The 25,663-nt window shown below is 72.5% G+C and carries 15 protein-coding genes and 11 pseudogenes; 5 read left to right on the forward strand and 21 right to left on the reverse strand.

What is annotated here, in order from left to right; translation table 11 throughout:
• Positions 1–148: 148 nt before the first annotated feature.
• The 9 genes and pseudogenes from CCZ36_RS01360 to CCZ36_RS01400 form a co-directional block, all read right to left on the reverse strand.
• Entirely contained in the window at positions 149–1,378 is a 1,230-nt protein-coding gene (locus CCZ36_RS01360; RefSeq protein ID WP_069735183.1) for a beta-ketoacyl-[acyl-carrier-protein] synthase family protein, read from the reverse strand.
• Positions 1,375–1,650, reverse strand: a complete 276-nt coding sequence (locus CCZ36_RS01365; protein ID WP_069735184.1) for an acyl carrier protein — start codon at positions 1,648–1,650, stop codon at positions 1,375–1,377. The genes CCZ36_RS01360 and CCZ36_RS01365 overlap by 4 nt, the downstream gene beginning before the upstream one ends.
• Positions 1,651–1,745: 95 nt before the next feature.
• A pseudogene (locus CCZ36_RS01370) lies at positions 1,746–3,769 on the reverse strand (acyl-CoA dehydrogenase family protein).
• 61 nt (positions 3,770–3,830) lie between these two features.
• Entirely contained in the window at positions 3,831–5,087 is a 1,257-nt protein-coding gene (locus CCZ36_RS01375; protein WP_069742002.1) for a beta-ketoacyl-[acyl-carrier-protein] synthase family protein, read from the reverse strand.
• Positions 5,071–6,183, reverse strand: a pseudogene (locus CCZ36_RS01380) (beta-ketoacyl-ACP synthase 3). Before CCZ36_RS01380 ends, CCZ36_RS01375 begins: the two are co-directional and overlap by 17 nt.
• A gap of 118 nt (positions 6,184–6,301) precedes the next feature.
• A pseudogene (locus tag CCZ36_RS01385) lies at positions 6,302–7,232 on the reverse strand (carbohydrate kinase family protein).
• Positions 7,216–8,645, reverse strand: a pseudogene (locus CCZ36_RS01390) (MFS transporter). The pseudogenes CCZ36_RS01385 and CCZ36_RS01390 overlap by 17 nt, the downstream one beginning before the upstream one ends.
• A pseudogene (locus CCZ36_RS01395) lies at positions 8,642–9,249 on the reverse strand (helix-turn-helix domain-containing protein). Before CCZ36_RS01395 ends, CCZ36_RS01390 begins: the two co-directional pseudogenes overlap by 4 nt.
• Before the next feature lie 88 nt (positions 9,250–9,337).
• Entirely contained in the window at positions 9,338–9,913 is a 576-nt protein-coding gene (locus CCZ36_RS01400; protein WP_069735191.1) for a PadR family transcriptional regulator, read from the reverse strand.
• Between the two features lie 141 nt (positions 9,914–10,054).
• Here CCZ36_RS01400 and CCZ36_RS01405 point away from each other — a divergent pair, with 141 nt between their 5' ends.
• Positions 10,055–10,480 (forward strand): nuclear transport factor 2 family protein, encoded by a 426-nt coding sequence (locus CCZ36_RS01405; RefSeq protein ID WP_069735192.1) that lies wholly within the window; start codon positions 10,055–10,057, stop codon positions 10,478–10,480.
• Between the two features lie 18 nt (positions 10,481–10,498).
• On the opposite strand, the pseudogene CCZ36_RS01410 reads toward CCZ36_RS01405, so the two are convergent.
• Positions 10,499–11,370: pseudogene (locus CCZ36_RS01410) on the reverse strand (ABC transporter substrate-binding protein).
• Between the two features lie 225 nt (positions 11,371–11,595).
• On the opposite strand from CCZ36_RS01410, the gene CCZ36_RS01415 reads away from it, so the two are divergent.
• Complete coding sequence (locus CCZ36_RS01415; protein ID WP_128816892.1) at positions 11,596–12,432, forward strand: M12 family metallo-peptidase; 837 nt, start codon at positions 11,596–11,598, stop codon at positions 12,430–12,432.
• Between the two features lie 36 nt (positions 12,433–12,468).
• On the opposite strand, the pseudogene CCZ36_RS01420 reads toward CCZ36_RS01415, so the two are convergent.
• From CCZ36_RS01420 to CCZ36_RS01445, 6 genes and pseudogenes are all read right to left on the reverse strand, one after another.
• A pseudogene (locus CCZ36_RS01420) lies at positions 12,469–13,385 on the reverse strand (YihY/virulence factor BrkB family protein).
• A gap of 137 nt (positions 13,386–13,522) precedes the next feature.
• Positions 13,523–13,840, reverse strand: a complete 318-nt coding sequence (locus CCZ36_RS01425) for a cupin (protein ID WP_069735196.1) — start codon at positions 13,838–13,840, stop codon at positions 13,523–13,525.
• A gap of 149 nt (positions 13,841–13,989) precedes the next feature.
• Positions 13,990–14,205 (reverse strand): annotated as a pseudogene (locus tag CCZ36_RS36850) (hypothetical protein); the annotation flags it as partial.
• Positions 14,206–14,275: 70 nt separating this feature from the next.
• Positions 14,276–15,466 (reverse strand): S8 family peptidase, encoded by a 1,191-nt coding sequence (locus CCZ36_RS01435; protein WP_128816893.1) that lies wholly within the window; start codon positions 15,464–15,466, stop codon positions 14,276–14,278.
• Positions 15,467–15,565: 99 nt separating this feature from the next.
• The gene (locus CCZ36_RS01440; RefSeq protein WP_257791384.1) at positions 15,566–16,699 is read right to left on the reverse strand and encodes a type III polyketide synthase; all 1,134 of its coding nucleotides are present in this window, start codon (positions 16,697–16,699) and stop codon (positions 15,566–15,568) included.
• A gap of 19 nt (positions 16,700–16,718) precedes the next feature.
• A complete protein-coding gene (locus CCZ36_RS01445) occupies positions 16,719–17,954 on the reverse strand; it encodes a cytochrome P450 (protein ID WP_069735200.1) in 1,236 nt (411 codons plus the stop codon).
• 322 nt (positions 17,955–18,276) lie between these two features.
• Between CCZ36_RS01445 and CCZ36_RS01450 the strand changes: the two genes are divergently transcribed.
• Positions 18,277–19,422 carry a Dyp-type peroxidase gene (locus CCZ36_RS01450; RefSeq protein WP_128816895.1) on the forward strand — a complete coding sequence of 382 codons (1,146 nt, stop codon included), beginning with the start codon at positions 18,277–18,279 and terminating at the stop codon, positions 19,420–19,422.
• Here the strand turns inward: CCZ36_RS01450 and CCZ36_RS35390 are convergent.
• Positions 19,353–19,529: pseudogene (locus tag CCZ36_RS35390) on the reverse strand (ABC transporter ATP-binding protein); the annotation flags it as partial. The gene CCZ36_RS01450 and the pseudogene CCZ36_RS35390 overlap by 70 nt on opposite strands.
• Before the next feature lie 337 nt (positions 19,530–19,866).
• Here CCZ36_RS35390 and CCZ36_RS01460 point away from each other — a divergent pair.
• The gene (locus CCZ36_RS01460; RefSeq protein WP_069735202.1) at positions 19,867–20,400 is read left to right on the forward strand and encodes an EF-hand domain-containing protein; all 534 of its coding nucleotides are present in this window, start codon (positions 19,867–19,869) and stop codon (positions 20,398–20,400) included.
• An 82-nt stretch (positions 20,401–20,482) separates the two neighbouring features.
• Here the strand turns inward: CCZ36_RS01460 and CCZ36_RS34645 are convergent, their stop codons facing one another.
• Positions 20,483–20,644 carry a hypothetical protein gene (locus CCZ36_RS34645; protein ID WP_164873470.1) on the reverse strand — a complete coding sequence of 54 codons (162 nt, stop codon included), beginning with the start codon at positions 20,642–20,644 and terminating at the stop codon, positions 20,483–20,485.
• A 110-nt stretch (positions 20,645–20,754) separates the two neighbouring features.
• On the reverse strand, positions 20,755–21,171 hold the full coding sequence (locus CCZ36_RS01465; protein ID WP_069735204.1) for an acyl-CoA thioesterase: 417 nt from the start codon (positions 21,169–21,171) through the stop codon (positions 20,755–20,757).
• Positions 21,172–21,369: 198 nt separating this feature from the next.
• Here CCZ36_RS01465 and CCZ36_RS01470 point away from each other — a divergent pair.
• Positions 21,370–24,399, forward strand: a pseudogene (locus CCZ36_RS01470) (carbohydrate binding domain-containing protein).
• A 66-nt stretch (positions 24,400–24,465) separates the two neighbouring features.
• On the opposite strand, the gene CCZ36_RS34650 reads toward CCZ36_RS01470, so the two are convergent.
• Both CCZ36_RS34650 and CCZ36_RS01475 read right to left on the reverse strand, forming a co-directional pair.
• Positions 24,466–24,642 (reverse strand): hypothetical protein, encoded by a 177-nt coding sequence (locus tag CCZ36_RS34650; RefSeq protein WP_164873447.1) that lies wholly within the window; start codon positions 24,640–24,642, stop codon positions 24,466–24,468.
• A pseudogene (locus tag CCZ36_RS01475) lies at positions 24,624–25,656 on the reverse strand (aldose epimerase family protein); the annotation flags it as partial. The pseudogene CCZ36_RS01475 and the gene CCZ36_RS34650, both read right to left, overlap by 19 nt.
• Between the last annotated feature and the right edge of the window lie 7 nt (positions 25,657–25,663).

A 25,663-nucleotide genomic window follows, 5' to 3' on the forward strand; every position in this document is an offset into this window, starting at 1 on the left:
TCCGGTTGCACACCGGATGCCCTGCCCCCGTCGCTGGGTTCGGCGGGCCCCGGCACGTCTCGCAGCTCGGGTGCGGTGTGGTGGATGACGGCCCGCAGGGCCGGTGCGGCGCGGGATCGGCCCGCCGTACCGGCCGCGCGGATCCCGTTCAGACCTGGGGAGCCTGGAGGGCGATCACCGCGTTCTGGCCGCCGAAGCCGAAGGAGTGGCTGACGGCCCGGCGTACGGGGACCTCGCGCGGGGTCTTGGTGACGCAGTCGATGGCGAATCCGGGCTCGGGGGCGTCCAGGTTCGCGATCGGAGGGATCACCCCGTGCTGGAGCGTGAGGATCGTCAGGCCCGCCTCGATGGCGCCGGCCGCCCCCATGCAGTGGCCCAGGACACCCTTGGGGGCGGTGACGGGCGGCCGGTGCGGGTAGGCCCGGCCGATGAGGGCGGCTTCGGTGGCGTCGCCCTGCGGGGTCGCGGTGCCGTGGGCGTTGACGTGGTCGACGTCCTCGGCCCGCCAGCCCGCGTCGCGCAGCGCGGCGTCGACGGCTGCCCGTGCGACCTCTCCGGAGGGGTGCGGGCTGGTGGGGTGGTGGGCGTCGGTGGTGGCGCCGGTCCCCGCGATCAGCGCCCGGGGGGAAGCTCCTCGGGCGCGGGCCTCCTCGGCCCGCTCCAGAACCATGATCGCCGCGCCCTCGCCCATGACGATGCCCGCCCGGTCGGCGGCGAAGGGGCGGCAGAGCCGGGCGGGGTCGCCGTCCCGCGGTGCCGCCGCGCCGGAGCGGGCGAAGCCGGTCATGGCGACGGGGAACACGATCGACTCGGTGGCCCCGGCGATGGCGATGTCGCACTGGCCCAGGGTCAGCATGTCCCGGGCCACCGACAGTGCGGTCACCCCGGACGAACAGGCCGTGCACGGGGCGAGGCTGGGTCCGGTGGCCTTCATCGCGATGGCGATCTCGGCCGCGGGCATGTTCGGGATGGTCAGCAGGATGCCCGACGGCGAGGTGGCCTCGGGGCCGCGTCGCTCCAGGGCGACGGCCTGTTCGGTGAGTCCGGCGGATCCTCCGCTGCTGGTCCCGACCACGACGGCGACCCGGGCGCCGTCCCAGTGCGCCGGATCGAGCCCGGCGTCGGCGACCGCCTCCCGAGCGGCCAGGAGAGCGAACTTGACGTACCGGCCCATCCGGAACGCGGACCGGCCGCCGACCGCTTCGTCAAGGTCGATGCCGGAGACCGTACAGGCGAAGTCGACGGCGCAGCCCCGCAGTTCGGAGACGGTGCGGGCGGGCGAGACGCCGGCGCGGACGCCGTCCCAGGTGGTGTCGGTGGTGTGGCCGACCGGGGTGATCATCCCCAGCCCTGTCACGGCGATGGCGGGTCGCTTCATCGGGTGTTGCTCACCGGCACCGTCGCCTCGGCCGCCGCGCTGCCGACGGCCGCGTCGATGTACGCGGAGATGTCGGCGAGTGTGGCGTCCTTGTAGAGCTTCTCGGAGTCGGCGTCGACGCCCAGGGTCTCCTTGATGATGACGGCGAACTCGGCGACCGCGAGGGAGTCCATCTCCAGACTGTCCATCGTGGACTCCGGCAGGACCTCGTGGGCGGGCACCTTGAACGTCCCGGTCAGTACCTCGGTGATCTTGGGGTGAATGGTCTTCATGGTCGTTCCTCTCATCGGGGTCATCGAGTTCGTCCGAGCGGCGGGGATGAAGAAAGTGGCCCACCGACCGAAATAACTGGATGACGATCTTCCGGTTACGCCTTCCGGCGAACCGATTCGTCTACGCTCACCTGCGGCTTCTCGAACCACCGGGAGAGCACTGACGTGGTTCCCCAGTACGCCAAAAGGACCCCACGGGCGCCGAGCGCCGCGAACTTCTCGCGCAGCGGGCGCCTCCGGCTGCCGCAGACGGGCCGCCGGAATTCCGCCGCGCGGCCCCGGATTCCCGCCCTGCCGCCCCGGTGCCAGGCCCCCTCGGGGTCGTCGTAGACGTCCGCGTAGCGGGGTCCGGCGATCGGCCAGTCCGACATCAGGCGCTCGGGCAGGGCGAAGGTCGCCACCAGGGCGGGGGTGTGTTCGGCCACGACGACGGTCGCCTCCTCCACCGCGTCGGGCAGAAGGGTGACCTGTTCGGCGGTCAGCCGTCCGGAAGCGAGCAGGTCGCCGCTGTTGCGGGCGACCCACCGGAGCGCGAAGAGCCGGCGCAGTTCGGTGAGCCGGTCGCGCGCCTCCCCCTCGGGCAGGGTGGCGACGGCCTCGGCGTACGCCTCGTCCGCCTGCCGGTAGGCGTAGGCCTCGACGCCGCGCAGCGCGGCCGACGACGCGGCGTTCCAGCGGCCGAGCGGGTCGCCGGGCGGTGCGGCGCTCATCTGTTCACGGGCGCGGGTGAACCAGAGGTCCTCGACGTCCGCGAAGAGCCGCGCGAGGAAGGCGGGGTCGTTCGGATCGCCGGGGCCGTCGTCCTCGGCCGGCTCCCGGTCGGTGACGCCGAAGAGCATCTCGGCCGCGGCCTTGGCGTGGACGGCGAGGTTGTCGCCCTCGGCGGTGATCGCGCCCTCGATGCCGGTGACCAGCTCGGTCATTCCGTTGTTCTCCAAAAGCCCCTGGGCCCCGCACCGTTCGCGGCATTCGACGATGACGTCGCGGGCCTGCCAGGTGATCCACCCCTTGGCGACGGCGACCAGGCGTTCGGCCTCGTCCCGGTCGGCCCCGGAGGCCGACTCCCAGCCGTCCAGGGCCCTGCGGTGCAGCAGGCTCATCGCGTAGACCGTGGCCATCGCCCCGGCCAGCGGGCCGTGGTGGGTGCGGTGCGCGTACACCGGGATCCGCCGTGCGGCGCGCGATCCGGAGATCATCCGGTGGCCGGCGTACCGGACGGCGATGGCCAGGGTGACCCGGGCGGAGCCGACCGCGCAGGCGCTCATGGACAGCTTGCCGGGGGTGACCCGGCCGATGGAGGCAAGGAACCGCCGTCTGCGGTTGGGGACGTCGCTGTGGAGGCGGCCGTCGTCGCCGATCCGCCCGTGCTGTCCGGCGAGCAGCGCATCGCGCGGGACGAAGCAGCGGTCGAAGGAGGTGAGGCAGTGGTCGACCGGGGAGCCCATCCGGGCGGGCAGCCGTCGCACCCGGACGCCGGGCAGGGCACGGTGGGCGTCGGTGAGCGGGGTGAGGAAGAGGAAGACCCCGTGGTCGGTGCCGTCGGCGAGCAACCGGGCCGCCACCACACCGGACTTGGGCCCCCCTGCGGGGCTGGTGTTGGGCATGAACTTCTGCGCCCCGGCGTGCGGGTGTGCAGGACGAAGCCGTCGCGTTCGCGGTCGTACGTCGCGGTCGTCTCGATGGCCGCCGCGTCGTTGCCGTGCGCCACCTCCGTACAGAGGAAGGTGCCCACGCGCCGCAGGGCGAGGAAGTCCGACAGGTCGCGCCGGGTGTCGGCGTCGTGGTCGAGGAGGCTGCCGAGGAAGAGGTTGTAGTGGATGCCCGCCACGGTGGTCAGCGCCGGGTCAACGGGGCCGAGCCATTCGTGGAGGGCGGCCAGCGCCCGGGGGTCGGCGGCCAGGCGGGCGCCGCTGTCGAGGGTGTTGTTGAGGATGCGCAGCCGGTGGTAGGAGAGGGCGAGTCGTTCGTCGGGGGTGCCGCCACCGGGGCGGCGAAACGGTTCTGTTGTCAGCAGGCGACGCCAGAAGCCGTGCTCCTGGCGGAAGTTCGGCCCGAAGAGGACTGAGGTCAGCAAATCGTTCGTGGACGGCGAAGCCGCGTCGTTCGTGGTTACGGTCACAACACAGTAACGATCAAGGAACGGCGAGGACACCCCCGCCGTCCCGAAATGCCCGTGCTTGTCAGGCGCGTTGGAAGGCGAGCGCGACGTTGTGGCCGCCGAAGCCGAAGGAGTGGCTCAGGGCCGTCTCGACCCGGTGGTGACGGGGCTCCTTCGTCACGCAGTCGAGGGGGAAGGCGTCGGGGAGCGCGTCCAGGTTGGCGATCGGCGGAACGGCGGAACGTTCCAGCGTCAGGACGGTGGCCACGGCCTCGATCGCGCCGGCCGCCGCGAGGGTGTGTCCGGTGACGCCCTTGGGGGCGGTGACCGGCGGGCGGTGCGGGAAGAGCCGGGAGATGAGGGTGGTCTCCATGGCGTCGTTGAGGGGGGTGGAGGTGCCGTGGGCGTTGATGTGGTCGACATCGCCCGGCGTCCAGCCCGCCTGATCGAGCGCCGCCTGCACCGCACGCTGGGCGCCGTGCCCGTCGGGGGCCGGGGCGGTGGGGTGGTGGGCGTCGGTGCTGGAACCGGCCCCGGCGAGCAGGGCGCGCGTCCGGCCGCCCCTGGCCCGTACCCCCTCCTCGCGTTCCAGGACGAGCATGGCGGCGCCCTCGCCGATGACGAAGCCGTCCCGGTCGGCGGCGAACGGGCGGGAGGCGGCGGCCGGTTCGCCGGTGCGGGTGGACAGCGCGCCCATCCGCGCGAACGCTGTGACCACCAGGGGGGTCAGCACCGACTCCGCGCCGCCCGCGACCACCACGTCGCAGCTGCCGCCGAGCAGCAGGTCGCGGGCGACGGCGACGGCCGTGGCACCGGAGGCGCAGGCGGTGGCGGGGGCGAGGCTCGGGCCGCCCGCCTTCAGAGCGATGGCGACCTCGCCCGCCGCCGCGTTGGGGATCATCATCGGCACGAGGAGCGGGGAGACCGCGTCGGGGCCCGAGGCGGCCAGCCTGGCCGCGTTGTCGACGAGGACGGAGACGCCCCCGACGCCCACGCCGAGCACCACGCCGACCCGGGCGCCGTCCCACCGGGCCGGGTCGAGGCCGGCGTCGGCGACGGCCTGCCGGGCGGCCACCAGTGCCAGCTTCACGAAGCGGGCCATCCGCCACACCGACCGGCCGCCCACCGCCGCGTCCAGGTCGATGCCGTCGACCGGACAGGCGAAGTCGACCGGCAGGCCCGCGAGTTCCTCGATCCGCCGGGCGGTGGACCGCCCGGAGCACAGCCCCTCCCAGAAGCTGTGCTCGTCCGCCCCTGCGGGTGTCACCAGGCCGACGCCCGTCACCGCCACGGCGGTGCCGGCTCGGGCCTCGGTGCCCTGATCAGCGGGGAGCGACATGCTGTGTTCCTTCCATAGAGTCCGTGCACATGGTCTGCGGGGTCCCGGGCCAGCGAAGTGCCGCCGAGCCCCAGGTCAGTCCGCCCCGAAGGCGGTGAGCAGCACCCGGTCGCCGGGGCGCAGGCGTCCGCCGTCCGCCGCGTCGGCCAGGGCCAGCGGGATGGAGGCGGCGCCGGTGTTGCCGACCCGCTCCAGATGGGTCACGCAGCGCTGCGGCGCGATGCCGACCCGCTCGGCGACGGCGTGCAGGATCCGGGCGTTGGCCTGGTGCGGTACGAAGCGGTCCACGTCGGCCGGGTCCCAGCCGACCCGGTCCAGGAGCGTCCGGCAGGAGGCGGTCATCCGCTCCACGGCGTGCTGGTAGACGGTGCTGCCCCGCATCCGGAAGAACCCGTCGCCCGGGCCGGCCGGTTTGCCGCCCGCCCGCGCGCGGGCCCCGCCGCCGGGGACGGTGATCAGGTCGTAGCCCGTACCGTCGCTGCCCAGGTCGAAGGCGAGCAGCTCCCCCGGATCGCCGCGGCGCCCGGCCGCCACCAGGGCGGCGCCCGCCCGTCGCCGAAGACGACGCCCGCCGAACGGTCCGCCGGGTCGAGCCACGTCGAGTAGACGTCGGCCCCGACGAGCAGGATCCGCCCGTAGAGACCCGAGGTCACCAGACCGTGGCAGACGGCGAGGCCGTAGACGAAGCCGCTGCACACGGCGGCGAGGTCCAGCGCCGGTACGGTACCGAGCCCCAGCCGGGCCGCGAGCGCGGGAGCCGTGCCGGGGCACAGGTGGTCGGGGGTGGCGGTGGCCAGGACCACGGCGTCCACCCCGCCCGCCGCCGGGACGCCGGCCAGCAGCCGGGAGGCCGCCTCGTAGGCGAGGTCGCCGGTGGCCATGCCCTCTCCGGCCCGGTGCCGGCTGCCGATGCCGGTGCGGCGGCGCACCCAGGCGTCGTCCACGCCCCAGTCGGCGGGCAGCCGTTCGTTGCCGACCGGCTCCCCCGGCACCCAGCCCCCACGCCCCGCAGCACCGCCGTGCGCGTCCCGGACGCTAAGACGCCCGCCCGTGTCCCCGGCTCCGCACCTCTGTCGGCCGCCCGTCTCCTCGCCACCCGTCGCCCCGATGCCACCCGTCGCCCCGATCCCGTTGTCGTACCGCATCAGGTTGACGAACGGTGGAACGTCTCACGGGGATGCGTTCGACTGCGCCGAACGGGTCATGACGTGGCGTCAGTTGACGTCGAGCGCCGCGCGGAGGTCGTCGGGCCCCGGTGGGCTGGCCCCGGCCCGGGCGACGGTCACGGCGGCGGAGGCGGCAGCGTGGCGCAGGACGTCGGCCACGGTGTCCCGGTCCGCGGCGCGCAGACGGTCGCGGGCGTCCGGGCCCAGGAGCCCGTGCGCGGCGAGGGCGTGGAGGCTCCCGACATGAACGCGTCGCCCGCGCCGACGGTGTCGGCGACCTCGACCGCCGGGGCCTCGACGGCGATCCGGCCGCCGGGGAACAGCGCGAACGCGCCCGCCTCGCCCCGGGTGACGAGGACGAGCGCGGGTCCGGCGGCGAGCCATCGCTCGGCGATCCGCTCCGGCTCCTCGTCCGGGTGCAGCCACCTCAGGTCCTCGTCGCTGGCCTTGACCACGTCGCTCACGGCGACGGTGCGCTCGACGCGGGCCACGGCCCGGGCGCGCTCGCCCATCAACTCGGGCCGCACGTTGGGGTCGTAGCTGACGGTGGCGGCGGCCCGCAGCGATTCCAGGGCGGCCAGGACCGTCGCCGCCCCGGGCTCGACGACGGCGGCGATGGAGCCGGTGTGGACATGCCCCGGCGCCCGGTCGAGCGGGACCGGCCCCAGGGTCCAGCCGACGTCGAAGGCGTACGTGGCGTGCCCCTGGCCGTCCAGGGTGACCACGGCCGAGGGGGTCGGCCCGGTGGCGCCGTCGGTGCGGACCTCGACCCCGGCGGCGGTCAGATGGTCCCGGATGAGCCGCCGTGCCCATCGGCGCCCAACTGGGTCAGCAGGGTGGGGTGATGGCCGAGCCGGGCCAGTCCGTACGCGACGTTCGCGGGGCTGCCGCCGGGGTGGACCCGGTCGGCCCGGTCCGGCCGCCGGACGATGTCGGCGACGCATTCGCCGATGACCAGCGGCTCAAGTCGGTCGAGCATGGGGGCGGATCTCCTCGGGTGCGGTGTCGTGGAGCGGTCCGGCGGGGACGGGGGCGGCGACCGGGCCCCCGGTCGCCGAGGGGCCGTGGTGGGCCGGGGCCGGGGCGGCGCGGCGGACCCAGAGCAGTGCGCCGGCCAGCACGGCCGTGGCGGCCAGCAGCCAGGGCAGCGGGCCCGGGGGCAGTGCGCCCGCGCCCAGTCCGGCGCCGGCGGCGACCAGCTGCAGGGAGAGCGACTGGACGGAGAGGGCGGTGGCACGGCCGGAGGCGTCGACGCGGCGGTGCAGCAGATCGTTCTCGTTGGGCCCGCGGCTCCGAGGGCCAGGTAGACGAGGCCGTAGCCGGTGACGGCGATCGTCGTGGCGAGGGGGCTCATCGAGTCCGTGGTGAGGCCGAGCAGGGCCAGCCCCAGGACGGTGAGGCCGAGGCTCGCGGGCACCGCCCGCTCGCTTCCGCCGGTGAACCGGGCGACGAGCGGGGCGAGTTGGGAGCCGAGGGCGGAGGTCAGGAAACCCGCGCAGGCGAGTCCGGCGAAGACCAGAGCCCCTGATTCGGCGGTGCCCATGAGGGCGGCGGCCCGGCCGGGGGTGAGCAGTTCGACGGCGGCGAGGGCGGCTCCGGCGGCGCTCGCGGTGAGCAGGATGCGCCGGATCAGGACGTCCCGGGCACCGAGCCGGAGCCCGTCGGTGATGGCCGCGGGCACACCGCCCACGACCCGCGAAGGGTGGTGCGGGCCGGGTCGGTTCGGGCAGGGCGCTGAGCACGTAGAGCACGAAGACGCCTTCGACCAGGGCCGCCGAGCACGGCGGGCACGGAGAGCGGGATGACCAGGCCGCCGGTCGTGTCGGCCAGCCACTCCCCCACGCCGCCGGGGCGAGGCCGAGCACCCAGGGCAGCCCGCCGCCGAGCAGGGTGCCGAGCGCGAGGGCGGCCGAGGTGGCGGAGCTGCCGCGCGCCAGGCCCCGTACGCAGATCGGCGTCCGGGCCCCTCGTGGGCGTGGACGGTGTCGACGTACCAGGCCTCGGCGGGTCCGCTGGACAGGGCGCGGGCGAGGCCCATCAGCCCCATGCCGAGCGCAATGGCCCAGCCCGCCGCGCCGAGGCCGATGAAGGTGAAGGCGGTGAGGTTGAGCAGTCCGGCGATGGCCAGGACAGGACGTCGCCCGATGACGTCGGAGAGGCCGCCGGTGGGCAGTTCCATCGCGGCGGCCGTGAGGGAGTGCACGGCGTAGAAGCCGGCGATGGCGGCGAGGCCCATACCGCGTTCGGTGAAGAGGAGCACGCCCGTCGCGATGGACATGCCGATGGGGAGCCAGAAGAGGAAGGAGACCGTGACGTAGCGGCGGCGCGCGGTCGCGCCGTCCAGGCCGCCGTGGCCCGGGGAGACGGCGGCGGATACCGGCCCGCCGGTCACGAGCCGTCTCCCGTGTCCGTGGCCTCCGGAGCCAGCGGGAGTCCTGCCGTGAACAGCACGACCTGTTCGGCGCGGGGATCATCGGCGTCACGGGCGGTCAGCTCGGCTGTCTTCGCCCGAACACCTCCCACAGCTCGGCCAGGGACTCCGGGGTCAGCCGGGGCATCAGGTCGCTGACGCCCGACGGTTCGTGCCACTCCTCACCCAGCCGGCCGCTGTCCAGGTCCGCCTCATGGCGGTCCAGGGACTGCTGGAGGTGCTCGACCTGGCGGCGGTGCAGAACGCTGAGAATCACGCTGCCGCCGGGGCTGGAGCGCAGCGCCTCGTTGCTCCACGAGGTGACGTCGTGCACGGACTTCCAGCGCCGCTCCCGGCTGTCGCGGTGGTCGGCCTCGGCGACGAACGCGTACTTCGCGAGCACCCGCAGGTGGTAACTGGTGGAGGCCGAGGACTCTCCCGTCCTGGCCGCGAGCTCGCTGGCGGTGGCCGGGCCGTGCTGTCGCAGCAGACCGAGCAGAGTGAGGCGCAGGGGGTGAGTGAGGGCCTTGAGGGCGGCCCCGTCCTGCGCCGGATCGAGTACGCGACCTCTGTCTTCGCTGTCCATGGCAGCAGCCTAGAGCGGCGGAAGCACTTTCCCAAATAGTTTTTGCAGAATTTTTTTGGGAAAATGGGACGTCGCGGGGAGCCGGACGTCAGTCGCCTTCCCGGACCTGGACCCGCCGCGCCCGCAGCACCTCCATCACATCCCGGCACCAGTCACGGTTGGCACGTTCGAAGTCCCGGCCGCGGCGGCAGGTGAGATACGGGCCGACGCGCGACGCGCCGCGGAGCAGGAACTCCGCCTCGTCCAGCCCTCCGCGCATCCTGCGCAACTGCTCCTCGAACAGCGCGGCCTTGGCCTCGGCGAACGCGTACCGCTCGGTGAGCCGCTCGATCAGCACGTCGGCATCGAGATGGTCGGCCGCCTGGACCTGGACCAGCAGATCCTCCCGGAGGAACGCCGGCTTGGCGGCGGCGGACGCGAAGCTCTCCAGCTCACCCAGCCCTTCCCCGGTGACGCGGAACAGCCGCTTGTTGGGACGGCCCTCCTGGACGACCTCACGCCCGGCGACCAGACCCTCCTTCTCCAGCTTCGCCAGCTCCGCGTAGACCTGCTGCGGCAGGGCGTGCCAGAAGTTGGCGACGCCCGCCGCGAACGCCTTCGTCACCTGATAGCCGCTCAGCTCCTCGTCGAGCAGCGCCGCCAGCACCGCATGACGCAACGCCATCGGACCGCCTCCCTCTCCGTCGCGTCCGGCCCCCGAGCCCAGCCGGGTCGGGACGGATCCCCGTCCGCCCCTGTCCGGAACACCAGCCCTCATGATAGTCATGAAGCTGACTAGTCACTTTCTTGACTATGAGGAGGACACATGGCCACCGCAGTGGACCGCTTCCGCGCCGCCGTCGACAACCGCGACCTCGACGCCCTGGACGATCTGTTCACCGAGGACATCCGGCTCTACAGCCCGGTGAAGTTCACTCCGTTCGAGGGCAGGCCGGCGGTGCTGGGGCTGTTCGGCGTCCTGCTGCGCACTTTCGAGGACTTCCGGTACGTCGGCGAGTTCGCGGGCGCCTCGCGGACGAGCGCGGACGGGACCGAGGCCCCGTCGGCGGTCCTGCTCTTCCGGGCGACGGTCGGGGGCAAGGAGATCCACGGCATCGATCTCCTGCACCTGGACGAGGACGGACGCATCAAGGAGTTCACCGTGATGGTCCGCCCCGCCTCCGCCGTACAAGCACTGGGCGAGGCGGTGCTCGCCGGGCTGGTCGCCGACGGCCTCGTCGCCGCCCCGTAGAACCCGGGGCTCCGGGACTCAGTTCGCCCGCGCGGCCTCCAGGGCGTCCGCGACCAGGCCCAGGAAACGGGCGTGGTCGCGGGGCCCGTAGAGGGGTTCGGGGTTCCACGGGACGACGGGTGTCGGCGTGCCCTCGCTTCCCCGCAGCTCCTCCAGGGGCGCCGCATGGGAGCGGATGTCGGTCAGGATCACCTCGGGGCGCAGCGCGAAGGTGTCGGCACGGCTCTGCGTGGACCAGTTGGCCCCGGGCCTGCGGCGGGTTCCACCAGTCGGACGCCCAGTTCGGTGAGGACGCGCAGCTCGGGCCACATCCTGGGGCGTGCGACATGGGCCTGGTCCGGGCCGGCCGGGGAGAGGGCGAGCACTCGGGGCGCGCCGGCGGAGGTGGCGGCGACGACGGCGCGCAGCCTCTCCCGCGCGGCGTCGAGGTCCTGGTCCGCGCCCGGCCGCTCGGTCGCGCCGAGCGAGCGGGCCAGTTCGGCGAACCGGTCGCCGATCTCGCCGAACGTACGGGCCTGGCTGACGTCGAGGACGACCACCGGTACCCGCTCCTCCAGGGGTTTGGCCGTCTCGGGGGCCAGGCCGTAGACATGACCGCCGCCGTAGCTGACGGCCACCACGAGGTCCGGCTCGGCGCTCAGCAGCCGCTCGACGTCCAGGGCGCCGCCCGCGCCGATGTAGTCGACCTCGGCCAGCGGCAGCGTCCCGGTCTTCGCCGTGTCGGGGTCGGGGCCGTCGTGGTCGGAGCCGAAGATCCCCACCGGCCGGATCCCGAGGTCCCACAGGGTCGCCCCGGCCTGAACGTAGGCCAGCACCCGCCCGGGCGGCCGGGGCGCCGTCGACCGCTGACCCCGGTCGTCGGAGAACCGCCATTCGCTCTGCTCCGTCACGTCACACACGCCCCTCTGCCGCCGACTGCCGTTCCGCCCGTGCGAGTTCGCACACGTGTACCTGCCCACCTCCTCACCGCCACACCCCTCTGACCGGCGAGTAGACGGCCGCCCGGCCGGTGCGGGCACAACAGGCACCACCTGTCACCCAGTGTTAGAAATAAGTCACTCCCAGTCATCGGGTGGCGTCGTAGCCCTGCCCCTTCCGGACGGAGTCGGCTCCTCATGCGCGCGAACCTTCTGAAGGCGGCTCTGGCCGTGGCGGTGGCCGGGGCGTCGCTCTGCGCGGCCTCGGCCGACGCCCCGGCACATCCCGTGGCGGAGGCGACGAGGGCGGCAGCGTGTCCCGTGGTCGACGTGCTGGTCCTCTACACACCGAAGGCCGCGCGGCGGGTCGGCGGCGAGCACCGGGTGCCCGCCTCGGCCCAGCGGATCGCGACCCGGATGAACCGCTCCCTGGCGGGCGGCGGGCTCTGCGGCATCATCCGCGTCGTCCACCCGCACACGGTGACCGGCTACGAGGGGCCGGAGGAGTTCCGGGCCGCACACGCCCTGTTGAAGGACCGCACATCGGCGGGGGTCGGACGCCAGGCGCACGAACAGCGGGCGCGGCACGGCGCCGATCTGGTCACGCTGATCGTGGACCGGCCGGAGCGGGGCGGCGGCACGGCGGACTACACGCCCGCCCTCGACAGCTCCACGGACGAGTACGCCTACGCGGTCGTCGATGTCGACGGGATCGATCTGGATTCGGCGAGCCACGAGATCGGCCACAACCTGGGCCTCGCCCACGACCGTGCGACGCTGGCGGGCAACCCGGGCGGTTCGATGAGGGTGAGCCTGAACCACCCTTACAACACGGGCTGGGTCACCGAGGACGGCACGCGCTACACGATCATGGCGTACCGCTCCGCGTGCGGGAACCACTGCCGCCGCATCAGCCGGTTCTCGAGCGCGACGGGGATGTGGGAGGGCCACCGGCTGGGCGACGCGGACAACGACGGCGTACGGGTGCTGCGCGAGACCATGCCGATCGTCGCCGGGTACCGCACCAAGGGCTGAGCCGGGAGGGCCCCGTCGGGAGGGCCCCGGTTCCCGTCAGCCGGCCGGCTCCGTGCCGGGGTCCCGCCGCGGTGCGGGCCGCCGCAGCTCGACGTTGAACTGGGCTCCGGCCAGCAGCGAGAGGTTGGCGAACCAGACCCAGATCAGGAAGACGACGAGCCCGGCGAGCGATCCGTACAACCTGCTGTAGCTGCCGACCTGGGTCGCGTAGAGGGCGAACAGCGCCGATGCGGTGAGCCAGCAGATCGCGGCGAGTATCCCACCGGGCAGGCTCCGGCGGACGCCCCGCGCGGAGCGGGGGCCGGTGCTGAAGAGGACCGTGATCAGGCAGGCGACGAGAAAGACCAGCAGCGGCCACTTCAGCGCCGCCCACAGAGTCTCACCCCGTGCGGCAGGCCGATGCGGTGGCCGAGCCAGCGGGCCAGCGGGCCGGTCATGACGAGGGCGAAGGCGCTGGTCATCAGGAGGAGCAGCAGGCCGATCGCCGAGACGACGATGATGTGGGCCTGGCGCAGGGGCGGGCGGTTGTCCCGGACGCCGTGCATCGCGTGCATCGCCCGGCGGAAGACCGCGAGGTAGCTGCACGCGGACCAGACGGCGCTCACGGATCCGGTCGCCACGAGCAGCCACACGGCGGAGCGCTGCTCGGTCGCCGCCTCCAGCGGCCTGCGCAGCGCCTCCCCGGACTCGGCGGGTGCGAACGCGGTGATGTCGGCGATCAGGGCGCTGGTGGCGTCGGGGTTGGCGAGGCCGATCACGGACACGGTGACCAGGAGCGCCGGGAGCAGGGCGAGGATGGCGTAGTACGTCAGGGCCGCGGCCCAGTCGGTGATGTCGTCGTTCCACAGCGAGACCGGGGTACGGCGCAGGGCGGTGAGCCAGGAGCGGGGTGGTGCGGCGGGTCCGCCGGCGGGGGCGGTGCTGTCCGCGGCGGACGCGGTCTGGGTGGGCAAGGTGGTGCTCCGGGGACGTGGGTGGCTGCGGCGACCGGGGTGGCCTGCCCGTTCCCGGACGTGGCGACCCCGCTCGATCCTCTCCTGCCACGTCGCGGCCGGGGCACACCCGGGGTGCCCCGGCGACCGTCGGCCGGTCAGTCGTTGACGGCGGTGAGCAGGACCACGGCGTCACCGAGCGCCAGCAGTCCGTGCCGTTCCTGCGGGATCGGGTGCAGGGTTCCGGCGGAGAGTTCCGCGTCGCCGGACGCGGCGGTGAGGCGGACGCTGCCGCGCAGGACGAGCAGCGAGGCGGCGGGCGGCGCATTGTGCTCGTCGAGCGCGGTCCCTTCGGTGAGCGCGATCACCGTCTGCCGCAAGGGAGGCTGCTGGAGCAGCAGGTGGGCGCTGCGGCCGTGTGCGGAGGCGCGGGCGGCGGTCAGGTGTTCCTCGGCGAGTGCGTTGAGGTCGTCCATAGGCCCCACTGTGCCGCAGCCGCACGCGCCCCGCGATCCCGGTGTGCCCGGACGGCGGGGGAAGGGCCGGCGCGCCGGAGTCGGCGGGGCGCCTGCGCGATGGCGCCTCGGACCACGAGCTCCGGCTCGAAGAGCGACTCGTCCGGCGGCAGCGATCCGCCCTGGACGCCCGCGCACAGCGGTTCGACGGCGGCCCCGTGCCGGATCCGGTTCTGCCGTTCGGGCAGGACGAGGCGGGCGAGCCGAGGGAGCTCGCCCCGCAGCCGGGTGAGGCGCTCGTAGCCGAGGACGTCCAGGGCCGTCAGCACGGACTGCCGGGTGGGGTCGACGATGTCCGCGTTGTTGATGCGGGTGCCCTGGAACACCTTCGACGCCGAGAGCCGGACGGCCTGTCCTGCCCCGTTGCGGGGACCGGACAGGCCGCACGACGGGCCGTCAGAGGCCGCCGGTGTACAGCAGCCGGTCGGGCGAGCCCTGGCCGAGGCCGGCGAGCACGTCGGGGGTGGCCGTGTCGTTGAGCCACCGCGCGACGGCGGCGGGCGAGGCCGAGGGGTTCTCCTGCTTGTAGAGCGCGGCGACGCCCGCGACGTGCGGGCTGGCCATGGAAGTGCCGTTGAGCGAGACGGTGCCGCCGCCGAGCCGGGCGGAGACGATGTCGGCCCCGGGGGCGTACAGGGCGAGGCAGGGACCCCAGTTGCTGAAGGAGGTCTCCCGGTCCTGCCGGTCGCTCGCGCCGACCGTGACCACGCCGTCGGCGGCTGCCGGGGAGACGTCGCAGGCGTCCCGGTCGTCGTTGCCGGCGGCCACGACGGGCAGCACACCCGCGTCGGCGACGGCCTCGACCGCCGCGTCGACGGCGGTGGAGCGGGCCCCGCCCAGCGAGGCGTTCAGCACGCCGGGGGTCTTGGTGCGCTCGGCGTCCTTGGCGACCCAGTCGAACCCGGCGAGGATGCCGGCCCAGGTGCCCCGGCCCTCGCAGTTCAGGACGCGGACGTTCACCAGCGAGACATCCTCGGCGACGCCCGAGGTCGCGCCGCCCGCGGTGCCGGCGACATGGGTGCCGTGCCCGTTGCAGTCCATGCCACCGCGGCCGTCCCCCACGGCGTCGTAGCCGTTGACGACCCGCCCGCCGAACTCGCTGTGCGCGGCGTCGATCCCGGTGTCGACGACATACACCTTCACGCCGTCGCCGGTGGCCGTGGTGGTGAAAGTGTCGTCCAGCGGCAGCGTGCGCTGGTCGATGCGGTCGGTTCCCCAGCCGACCGCGGGGGCCCGGAAGAGGCTTCCCGCCCGGGGCGCCTCCACCGCGACCTCGGCGTTCTCCTCGACGGCGAGGACGCCGGGAACGGTGCGTACCGCTTCGAGTTCGGAGGCGGTGAGCGTGGCGGCGAAGCCGTGCAGGACGTTCCCGTAACGGAACATCGGACTGAGCCCGAGCTCCCGCAGAACGGTGTCCGGCGAGAGTTCGGGCTCCAGGGTGACGATGTACTGCCCGGGTACGGCCCGGGTGGACTGCTCCACCGCGACCCCTTCCGGCCCGCTGTCGGCGGCGGCCGGGGCGGGGATGGCGATCAGCGGGGCGATCAGCGGCAGAGCGGCCGCAGCCCATCGGGCGGGCAGGCGCATGCATTCTCCTCGGGATGGGGGTCCGTTCGCGGAGCGAGTGCATCCGCGAAGCACGAACACCCGTTCCTTCGTCCCCGTCCGCCGGTCGCCTTAGCCGGTTCAGCCGGACAGCGCAACGCCGGCGGTCAGCTCCAGCTCGTCGAGGCCTGCCTCCACGGACGGACGGAGGGCGTCGTTGGTCCAGCTGCCCACGGCCGTCTCGGCGGTGATGCCGGGTCCGAAACCGGCGATGAGACCCTGCGCGGACTCGGCGGCTCCGCCGTCGTCGAAGAGCCTGGCCAGCGCGTCGAAGACGACGGAGCTGGCGATGTTGCCGCGTTCGGTGAGGGTGGCCCGGCTGTAGCGGAACATCTCCGGCGGCAGCTTCAGGAAGTGGCAGAGGTCGTCCAGGATACGCGGTCCGCCCGCGTGGACGATGAAGAAGTCCATGTCCGGGACGGACCAGCCGTGCAGGTCGACCAGGTCCTGGAGGACCGGGGCGAGCATCTCCATGGTGCCGGGGACCCGCTTGTCCAGCAGGAAGTGGAATCCGGTGTCGCGGACCGCGTAGGAGATCCAGTCCTCGGTGTCGGGCACCAGGTGCGAACCGTTGCGCTCCAGCCGCATCCCGGTGCCGCCCTGCCCCCGGACGACGGCGGCGGAGAGGGCGTCCCCGAAGAGTCCGTTGGAGAGCAGCGAACCGACGCCGATGTCGGTGGGCTGGTAGCACAGCGAGCAGAACTCGCAGGAGACGATGAGGACGTTGGCCTCGGGGTAGGCCACGCAGAAGTCGTGCGCGCGGTTGATGGCCGCGCCGCCCGCCGCGCAGCCGAGCTGGGCGATGGGCAGTTGGCGGGTCCCGGGCCCGAAGCCCATGGTGTTGATGAGCCACGCGGTCAGCGAGGGCATCATGAAGCCGGTGCAGGAGACGTAGACGATCAGATCGATCTCGGACGGGTCGGTCTCGGCGTGGGCGAGGGCCTGCCGGACGACGTCGGGCACCCGCCTCTTGGCCTCGGCCTCGTACACCCGGTTGCGGAGCTCGAATCCGGGGTGCTTCAGGGTCTCCTCGATGGGCTGCACCAGGTGGCGGGTCTGGACGCCGGTGTTCTGGATGAGCCGCAGGACGAGGTCGCGCTGCGGGTGCCCGGCGTGGGTCTCGCGGGCCAGGTCCAGGGTCTGCTGCATGGTGATGACGTGCTCGGGCACAGCGATGGCGGGTCTGCACAGGGTCGCCATGGGTTCTCCTCGTATCTCGGAGCGGAGGCTCTCGTCACCAGGTGACGGGCAGGACGAGCGGGTAGCGCCAGATGGACGTCGTGTTCCACTCGATGTCCTCGGGCGCTACGTCCAGACGCAGGGCCGGGAAGCGGGTCAGCAGCGTGGAGAAGGCCACTTCGAGCTCCATGGTGGCCAGCGGCGCCCCCAGGCAGTGGTGGGCGCCCCAGCCGAACGTCATGTGGGGGATGGACGGCCGGTCGGGGTCCAGCTCGTCGGGGCGGTCGAACTTCGCGGCGTCCCGGTTGGCCGTCAGATAGGACACGTGGACCACGTCGCCGGCCTTGATGAGGACCCCGCCGAGCTCCACGTCCTCCAGGGCGATGCGCGGAATGCCGACGCCCTTGCGGAAGGGGATGTGGCGCAGCAGCTCCTCCAGGGTGCGGGGCAGCCGCGCCGGTTCGGTCCGGAGGGAGTGGAGGAGTTCGGGGCGGGTGAGCAGGGTGTAGGCGATGTTGCCGAGCTGGTAGGTGGTGGTGTCCTGGCCGGTGATGAGCAGGACCATCGCCATGACGGCCAGTTCGTCGTCGTCCAGCAGTTCGGCGCCGTCCCGGGCGGTGGCCAGAGTGCTGATGAGGTCCTCGCCCGGGGAGCGGCGGCGGTCCGCGGTCAGCTCCTGGAAGTAGCCGCGCAGCTCCGCCTTGGCGCGTACGGCGTCCTGCTTGCCGGCGGCCCCGACGTTCATCATGGTCATGGCGTGGGCGCGGAGCCAGGGGCGGTCGGCCTCGGGGATGTCGAGCGCCTCGCAGATGGTGATGAGCGGCAGCGGCGAGGAGACCCGGGCGACGAAGTCGGCCGGTGCGCCCTCCTCGGCCATCTCGTCCAGCAGCCGGTCGACGACGCGCTGGGTCCCGCCGCGCATCTGCTCGACGCGGCGCGGGGTGAAGCTCTTGGCGACCAGGCTGCGGAGCCGGCTGCTGGCGGGCGGGTCCATGAGGTTGATGGACTCGGCCTGGACGATCGGTTCCGGGGTCATCCGGGGGAAGTCACGGCCGAGGACGGCGCTGCGGCTGAACCGCCGGTCGGTGGTGACCGTGCGGACGTCCTCGTAGCGGGTGACGAGCCAGGCTTCGCCCTCGCCGTACGCCATCCGGATACGGGAGACCGGCTCCTCGGTCAGCAATTGCCTGAGCTGGGGGTCGAACTCGAGCTGCTGCGCGTAGTCGAACGGGCAGTTCCGTACGGTTTCCTTGTTCTGCACCGAGGTGTTCTCCACCGAGGTTCTCCCCATGGCCGGTTCGGGGTGTTCAGGACATCCCGGTGCCAGGTCCGGGAACAGACCTCCCCTGTGTGCCCCGCCGCGCCGCGAAACATGTCACTCACTGTTCGCAGTCAGCCGATCAGGGGGGCACGCCCCGGCGCTCGGCCTCCCGGCCCAGGCGAACCGCCCCGCATGGAGGAAGCGGCGCTGAGCTGGTGCTCCGCGCGGTAATGGTGAGGGGACAGAGCAGCCCGTCCGCATCGCGAAAAGGGGAACGGTTATGACGGAAAGTGACCAACACCGGGACGCCCGCCTCGGCCGACGAACCTTCGTGCGGGGTGCCGCGAGTGTCGTGGGAGGCGCGGGACTGATCGGTACGGTGTCGGCGGGCGCGGCTTCCGGCGCCCCCGCGGCAGTCCCGGACGAGGGCCGGGTGCCGTTCCACGGCGCGCACCAGGCGGGGATCCTGACCCCGCAGCAGCGGTTCGGCGGCTTCGTCGCCTTCGACGTGCTCGCACGGGACCGGGCGGAGCTGGCGGCGCTCTTCCGGAAGCTGACCGTGCGGTCCCGTGTCCTCACCGCCGGGGTCACCCCGAAGGATCCGGACGTGGCGGCGGTGCGGGGCCCGCAGGACCGGCTGACGATCACCGTCGGGGTGGGCGCCTCGCTGTTCGACGGGCGTTTCGGGCTGGAGGGGGCGCGGCCACCCGGCCTCACCCGGATGCCGCGCTTCCCCGGAGACCGGCTCGCACCAGGCGGCTGCCACGGGGATCTCTCGGTCCAGGTCTGCGCGCAGCACCCGGACGCCGTCCTCCATGTCGTACGGGATCTGGCGCGGGAGACCGCGGGGATGCTGCGGGCCCGGTGGCGGGCCGACGGGTTCGTGAACCCGCCGCGCCCCGAGGGCAGCCCCCGGTCCTTCACCGGCTTCAAGGACGGGACCGCGCACCCGGACACCTCGTCGGCGCGGGAGATGGACCGGCTGGTCTGGGTCGGGCCGGAGGGACCGGACTGGGCACGGGGCGGGAGCTACCAGGTGCTGCGCACGATCCGGTTGAGGGCCGAGGCGTGGGACCGGGTCCCGTTGGGCGAGCAGGAGCGGATCTTCGGCCGGCGCAAGTCGACCGGTGCGCCGCTCGACGGGAAGAAGGAGAGCGACACGCCGGAATACGGGCGCGACCCGCAGGGCCGGGTGACGCCGCTGGACTCCCACATCCGCCGTGCCAACCCCCGTACCCCCGGGAGCGAGGACTCGGTGCTGCTGCGCCGCAGCTACAACGTGGACCGGGGCCTCGCTCCCGACGGGACGCTCGATGTGGGGCTGGTCTTCTGCTGCTACCAGCGGGATGTCGACCGGCAGTTCGCGACGGTGCAGAAGCGGCTGGAGGGCGAGCGGTTCGCGGACTTCAGCACCACCACGGGCGGCGGCTACTTCCTGGCGCTGCCGGGGGTGGCCGACGCCTCGGACTGGTACGGCTCGGCACTGCTCGAACCCTGAGGAACCGGTGTCGCTCCGTCGAGCACGTGGTGGCGGCCGATCGGGAGCATCGGGCACCGCCCCGAGACGGGGTCCTCGATGATGCGGCTGTCGAGGTCGCACACCGCCGGGCGGCGACCGGAATGTCGGAGATCGTCTCCACCGAGCCGGGCGCGAGCGCGGGAAGCGTGCGGGTCTGCCCGGTCATGGGAGGCGGCCCCGGACGGTACGGGAACGGCTCGGGGTGGGCTTTACCGTTGGGATCACGCCTCGGGGGCGTGCGGGAGCCGTGAGCCCCTTCGTCTGCCTCGACTCGACGTTTACGCGGGCCGGGGTACGTCCTTCAGGTGAAGGCATCGCCGCTTTCGCCGTGTACGCCGCCGCCCGGCCGGACAGTGGGTGGGCCGGCCCGGCAACCGGGCCGTGGCCGGTGGAACGTGACGTGCGGAGAAGGGTGACGGATTCATGGGCACTGAGGCCACCAGGCGGGTCGCGCTCGTTTTCTCCCTGTTCGACGCCAATGCCAACGGCGTCCTGGAGCAGGACGACTTCGATCTCATGGCCGAGCGGGTCGTCCGCGAGGCGCACGCGTCGGACCAAGCGGCGAAGGACGCGATGCGCGCGGCGTTCAGGCGGTACTGGACGACCCTGCTGACCGAGCTGGACGCCGACGGGAACGGCGAGATCAGCTTCGAGGAGTTCACAGCGTGCGTGCTGTCGCCGGAACGGTTCGACGCCACCATCGCCGTGTTCGCCGAGGCGCTGGCCGCCCTGGGCGACCCGGACGGCGACGGGCTGATCGAGCGCCCGCTGTTCATGGCGTTGATGCGGGCCATCGGGTTCGAGCCCGCCAATATCGACGCGCTCTTCGACGCGTTCGAGCCGACGGACGGGGACCGGATCCGGGTGGAGACATGGGTCGCCGGGATCAAGGACTACTACGCCCCGGGCAAGGCCGGTATCCCCGGGGACCACCTGGTCGTCGGCACCGCGGTCTGAACGGGCGGCCCGGGAGTGCCGTGCCCACGTGCTCCGCGCGCGAGGCACGGCATCGGCGGCCGGGGCGCGTCGGCGCGGTCGATCAGCGTTCGTCCGGGTCCGTGTCCCGGGTGATGCGCCCGATGGTGGCCGCCGCCCGTTCCGGGTGGCGGTCCAGCCAGCTGCCGAGGTGCTCCCGGACGCCCTGCTCGACGCCGTCGCGCACGGTGGTTCCGCCCAGCGGCCCCGGGTGGAGCCATGGCATTCCGGACGGTCCAGTCCGAGCGAGACGACCGCCGTCAGTCCCTCACCGCGGCTTCGTACGCGCCGGCTCCCTCCGTCACGCTTCCCCCTCCCCTGGTGTCCGACACGGCATCAGCCCGTCAGCAGGTCAGGGTTGCCCGCCAGCGCCGCCAAGCGCCCCTGCGGGTCCGGGACGAGGCGGCGTTCGGTCAGGTCGAGGACGCCGGCGACTCCGGTGATCTCCGCGGCCACCGTGCCGTCCTCCTTGAGGATCTGCTGCTCCAGGGTGAACGTCTTGCCCGTGCCGTAGTCGAACCGGCAGGTGACCCGTACGCGCTCGCCGCCGCGCAGCTCGCGGCGGTACTTGACCGTCACCTCCAGCTGCACCGGGCCGATTCCGTCGGCCAGCAGCTTCTCCTGGGGCAGTCCGGCGGCGCGCAGCAGCTCCCAGCGGGCGTGCTCCGCGTACTGGAGGTAGACGGCCTGGTTCAGGTGGCCCTGGGTGTCGAGTTCGTAGCCGCGCACGGTCACATCAACGGAGAAGGTCATGACCGTGCGAACAACCGGGCCCAGCCGTCCATTCCGGGTGGACGGGGGGTGCCGGATCCCTTTACGCACCTGTCATGCACCGGTAACTTCCTCCCCGCAAGGAATTGCAGCAATATTCCGGCAGAGCTTGCCGCCGGATCGTGTTCACTCACCGAACCCCGAGGCGCGTCAGGGTTCTCCCCTCACCTGGAGACACGCATGAGACGCACTCCTCACCGGCTGCTGCGCCGACCGCTCGCGGCGGCCGTGGCAGCGGCCGGGCTGCTGGGGCTCCTTACCGCCGTACCGCAAGCGCGTCCCGCCCCGGCGGGCGAACCCGTCGCCTCCTCCTCCGCCGCCGCCGAGACCACGGCGACCGTCTTCTACTCCACGAAGACCCGTGACTGGTCGGCCTACTACCTGCACTACTCCCCCGACGGCGGTTCCTGGACCACCGTCCCCGGCACCCGGATGCAGGCCGCCTGCGCTGACTGGGTCAAGCTGACGGTCCCGCTCGGGGTGCGGCCGGACTGAAGGCGACCTTCACCGACGGCTCGGGCACCTGGGACAACAACGCGGGCCGGAACTACGACCTGGGCACCGGGAACATCACGGTCCAGGACGGGACCGTGGCGCACAGCGACCCGTGCGCGGGTACGGGCCCCGAAGAGCCGGAGGAGCCCGGCGGGCCGAACACGGCCTCCGTCTACTACGCCACCTCCACCGTCGGCTGGTCCACCGTCAATCTTCACTACCGCCCGCACGGCGGAGCGTGGACGGCCGTCCCCGGCATCGGCATGGAAGCCGCCTGTACAGGCTGGATGAAGCGCACGGTCGACCTCGGGACGGCCACCGGCCTCCAGGCCGCGTTCAACAACGGCAACGGCGTCTGGGACAACAACAACGGCGGCGACTACACCCTGTCGGCCGGGCTCACCACGGTGAAGGACCGTACGGTGACGGCCTCGGCGAAGGACCCGTGCGCCGCCGAGGAACCGGACACCGAGGCACCGTCCGCCCCCACTGCGGTGAAGGCTGCCGCCGACGGGGTGGCGGTCGTGGTGACATGGGAACCCGCTACGGACAACCGGGGCGTGACGAAGTATCAGGTCACCAGGAACGGTGGGAGGAAGGGCACGGTGGTCGTCGACACCACCTCGACCGTCTACTCCGACACGGGGCTCGATGCCCAAACCGCCTACCGCTACACCGTCCGGGCCGTCGACGCCGCCGGAAACGTCTCGGCCGAGTCCGCCCCGGCCTCCGTCACCACCGGCGAGAAGCCCACCGCACCGGCCACCGGCACCCCCCTGGGCACCGACCCCCGCAAGGACCCGATCTACTTCGTGCTCACGGCCCGCTTCTACGACGGCGACTCCATGAACAACCGGGGCGGCAGTCAGCACGAGAAGTCCGGCAACGCCGCCAACGACGACCCCATGTTCCGGGGGGACTTCAAGGGTCTGGTGCAGAAGCTCGACTACATCAAGGGGCTCGGCTTCTCCGCGGTCTGGATCACCCCGGTCGTGCTCAACCGCTCGGACTACGACTACCACGGGTACCACGGCTACGACTTCTACAAGGTCGACCCACGGCTGGAGTCCGCGGGGCCTCCTACCAGGACCTCATCGACGCGGCTCACGCCAAGGGCATGAAGATCTACCAGGACGTCGTCCACAACCACTCCTCGCGATGGGGCGCCAAGGGCCTGTTCACCCCGAAGGCGTACGGCGTGCGCGACGCGCAGTGGAGCTGGCACTACGACGAGAAGAACGACGGGTTCACCTACGACGGCCTCACCGTCGAGCCCAAGTCCGGGAAGTCGTACTACAACGGCGACCTGTGGTCCACGGCCGAGCCGACGGGCAACACCTGCGTGGGCTGGGGCACCGCCACCGGGCACACCTCGCCGGAGGGCTACCGCATCTACAACTGCCAGTGGCCGAGCCCCACTTCGGGCATGTTCCCGAAGGCGCTCTACCACACCTGCTGGATCGGCAACTGGGAGGGCGAGGACTCCCGCTCCTGCTGGCTGCACGATGACCTCGCCGACTTCAACACCGAGAACGCCCAGGTCCAGAACTATCTGATCGGCGCCTACAACAAGTACATCGACATGGGGGTCGACGGCTTCCGGCTGGACACGGCGGTGCACATCCCCCGCACCACCTGGAACCGCCGATTCCTGCCCGCGATCCAGGAGCGCGTCACGCGGCGGTTCGGCGCGAAGGCGGCGGAGAACTTCTTCGTCTTCGGTGAGGTCGCGGCCTTCGTGAACGACAAGTGGAACCGCGGCTCGGTCAATCACTCGGCGCAGTTCTTCACGTGGAAGGAGCGGGGGAGTACAGCGCGGACGACGAGAAGGCCGCCCTGGAGATGTACGACCACGAGCAGCAGCGGGGCACGGCGGCTCAGCCCGTCTCGGACAACGCGTTCCTCAAGGGCAACGCCTACCACGCGCCCGACCGCAGCCGGTTCTCCGGGATGAACATCATCGACATGCGGATGCACATGAACTTCGGTGACGCGGACAACGCGTTCCACAATGGCAAGGACTCCGACGACGCGGTGAACGACGCCACGTACAACGTCGTCTACGTCGACAGCCACGACTACGGCCCCAACAAGAGCAGCGAGCGCTACACCGGCGGTACGGACGCCTGGGCCGAGAACATGTCGCTGATGTGGACCTTCCGGGGCATCCCGACGCTCTACTACGGCTCCGAGATCGAATTCCAGAAGGGGAAGAAGATCGACTGCGGCCCGACGTGTCCGCTGGCGACGACCGGGCGGGCCTATTTCGGGGACCACCTGGCCGGTGAGGTCACCGCCTCGGACTTCGGCAAGGTCTCCTCGGCCACCGGCAAGGTCGCCGACACCCTGGCCGCCCCGCTCGCCCGCCACCTCCAGCGGCTCAACGAGATCCGGCGGGCCGTGCCCGCGCTCCAGATGGGCCAGTACTCGACGGAGGGCATCAGCGGCTCCATGGCGTACAAGCGCCGCTACACCGACGCGGCGAGCGGCACGGACAGCTTCGCCCTGGTGACGGTCTCCGGGAGCGCCGCGTACACCGGCATCCCGAACGGCGCGTACAAGGACGCCGTCACGGGCGACACCAAGCAGGTCACCTCGGGGACGCTCACCGTCCCGGCCCCCGGGAAGGGCAACCTGCGCGTGTACGTCCTGGACCTCGGCGGAAAGAACGCCGCGCCGGGGAAGATCGGCGCGGCGGGTCCGTATCTCAAGTAGCGGCCCCCTCCCGTCACGACCCGTCGCACCGTGCGCAGCAGGTACTTCTCGCGGTGCGGCGGGTCGTCACCGCCCTCGGGCTCCCTGGGCGTCGGTGACGTTCTCGACGAGTCTGGCGATGACCCCTTCGTCGGGACCCGGCTCCGGCTCGAACGTGGCGAGCTTCTCGGGAGACAGGGGCCCGGTGACCTCCTGGACGTCCATCGTCGCGATGACGCCTCCGCCAGGTGCGGAAAGCGCCATTCGGTGCGGCTGTGCAGGACGGCTCCGGGGCGCAGCACCGTGCTCGGGTAACCGGGGCGGTTGGGTGAGTCCGGGAGGTGCTGGGTCTCCAGACAGAGCGAGCCGTGGCGGTGGTGGCGGCGGCCGGTGCCGTCGGTGAACGCGCCGTCGAGCTGGTTGGCGGTGTAGATCTGGAGGCCCGGTTCGGTGGTCCAGAGCTCCAGGGTGCGCCGGCCGCCGGGGGCGGTGAGGCGGGCGGTGCCGGGGGTGGCGGGGCGCAGGATGCAGCAGTGGTCATAGCCGCCGGCCTGCTCCAGTTGGGCATCCGGGCGGTCGAGGCGTTCGCCGATGCGGTGGGGGGTTCGTGAGGTCGAAGGGGGTGCCGGTCACCAGAGCGGGCGGGCCTTCGGGGATGGAGCCGGCGTCGACGGGGAGGTAGGCGTCGGCGTCGACCTGGAGGATGTGGCCGAGGATGTCGTCGTCACCGAGGTTGAGGTAGGCGAGGTTGACGACGGTGGGCCGGTCGGTGGTGGCCGTGTAGTCGACGGCGAGGGTTCCGGCGGTGTCCAGGGTGTAGGTGGCGCTCACGTCGAGCGCTCCGGGGAAGCCCATGTCGCCGTCGGGGCTGTGCAGGGTGAGCCGGAGGGCGGCGGCGGTGTCCGTGCGGTCTCCGGTGGCCTGCCAGATCCTGGTGTGGAAGCCGTCGGGGCCGCCGTGCAGGGCGTGGCCGCGGTCGTTGGCGGGGAGGTGGTGCGTGGTGCCGTCGAGGGTGAAGCGGCCGTGGGCGATGCGGTTGGCGTACCGGCCGACGATCGCCCCGAAGTACGGGTTCTTGTCGGTGTAGTCGTCGAGCGCGGGCAGCGAGCGGACGACCGGGCCGGCTTCGCCCGCGGTGTCCGGCACGGTGAGGCTGTGCAGGACACCGCCGTAGGTGAGGATCTCGGCCCGGACACCGGTGCCGGAGTCGAGGGTCCAGAGGTCGATCTCGCTCTGCCCGTGGGCGCGGCCGAACGTTGTGCGGTGCACGGTGGGCATGAGGAGT

Origin of the sequence: Streptomyces sp. S063 (assembly GCF_002832675.1) — a bacterium.
GTDB classification, from domain to species: domain Bacteria; phylum Actinomycetota; class Actinomycetes; order Streptomycetales; family Streptomycetaceae; genus Streptomyces; species Streptomyces sindenensis.

Excerpts from the sequence above, each read along its gene's own strand:
- CCZ36_RS01360 (WP_069735183.1), bottom strand. The coding sequence starts at position 1,378 with ATGAAGCGACCCGCCATCGCCGTGACAGGGCTGGGGATGATCACCCCG.
- CCZ36_RS01375 (WP_069742002.1), bottom strand. The coding sequence starts at position 5,087 with ATGTCGCTCCCCGCTGATCAGGGCACCGAGGCCCGAGCCGGCACCGCC.
- CCZ36_RS01365 (WP_069735184.1), bottom strand. The coding sequence starts at position 1,650 with ATGAAGACCATTCACCCCAAGATCACCGAGGTACTGACCGGGACGTTC.
- CCZ36_RS01415 (WP_128816892.1), top strand. The coding sequence starts at position 11,596 with ATGCGCGCGAACCTTCTGAAGGCGGCTCTGGCCGTGGCGGTGGCCGGG.
- CCZ36_RS01460 (WP_069735202.1), top strand. The coding sequence starts at position 19,867 with ATGGGCACTGAGGCCACCAGGCGGGTCGCGCTCGTTTTCTCCCTGTTC.
- CCZ36_RS34650 (WP_164873447.1), bottom strand. The coding sequence starts at position 24,642 with ATGGCGCTTTCCGCACCTGGCGGAGGCGTCATCGCGACGATGGACGTC.
- CCZ36_RS34645 (WP_164873470.1), bottom strand. The coding sequence starts at position 20,644 with ATGCCATGGCTCCACCCGGGGCCGCTGGGCGGAACCACCGTGCGCGAC.
- CCZ36_RS01400 (WP_069735191.1), bottom strand. The coding sequence starts at position 9,913 with ATGGCGTTGCGTCATGCGGTGCTGGCGGCGCTGCTCGACGAGGAGCTG.
- CCZ36_RS01435 (WP_128816893.1), bottom strand. The coding sequence starts at position 15,466 with ATGCGCCTGCCCGCCCGATGGGCTGCGGCCGCTCTGCCGCTGATCGCC.
- CCZ36_RS01465 (WP_069735204.1), bottom strand. The coding sequence starts at position 21,171 with ATGACCTTCTCCGTTGATGTGACCGTGCGCGGCTACGAACTCGACACC.
- CCZ36_RS01445 (WP_069735200.1), bottom strand. The coding sequence starts at position 17,954 with ATGGGGAGAACCTCGGTGGAGAACACCTCGGTGCAGAACAAGGAAACC.
- CCZ36_RS01405 (WP_069735192.1), top strand. The coding sequence starts at position 10,055 with ATGGCCACCGCAGTGGACCGCTTCCGCGCCGCCGTCGACAACCGCGAC.
- CCZ36_RS01425 (WP_069735196.1), bottom strand. The coding sequence starts at position 13,840 with ATGGACGACCTCAACGCACTCGCCGAGGAACACCTGACCGCCGCCCGC.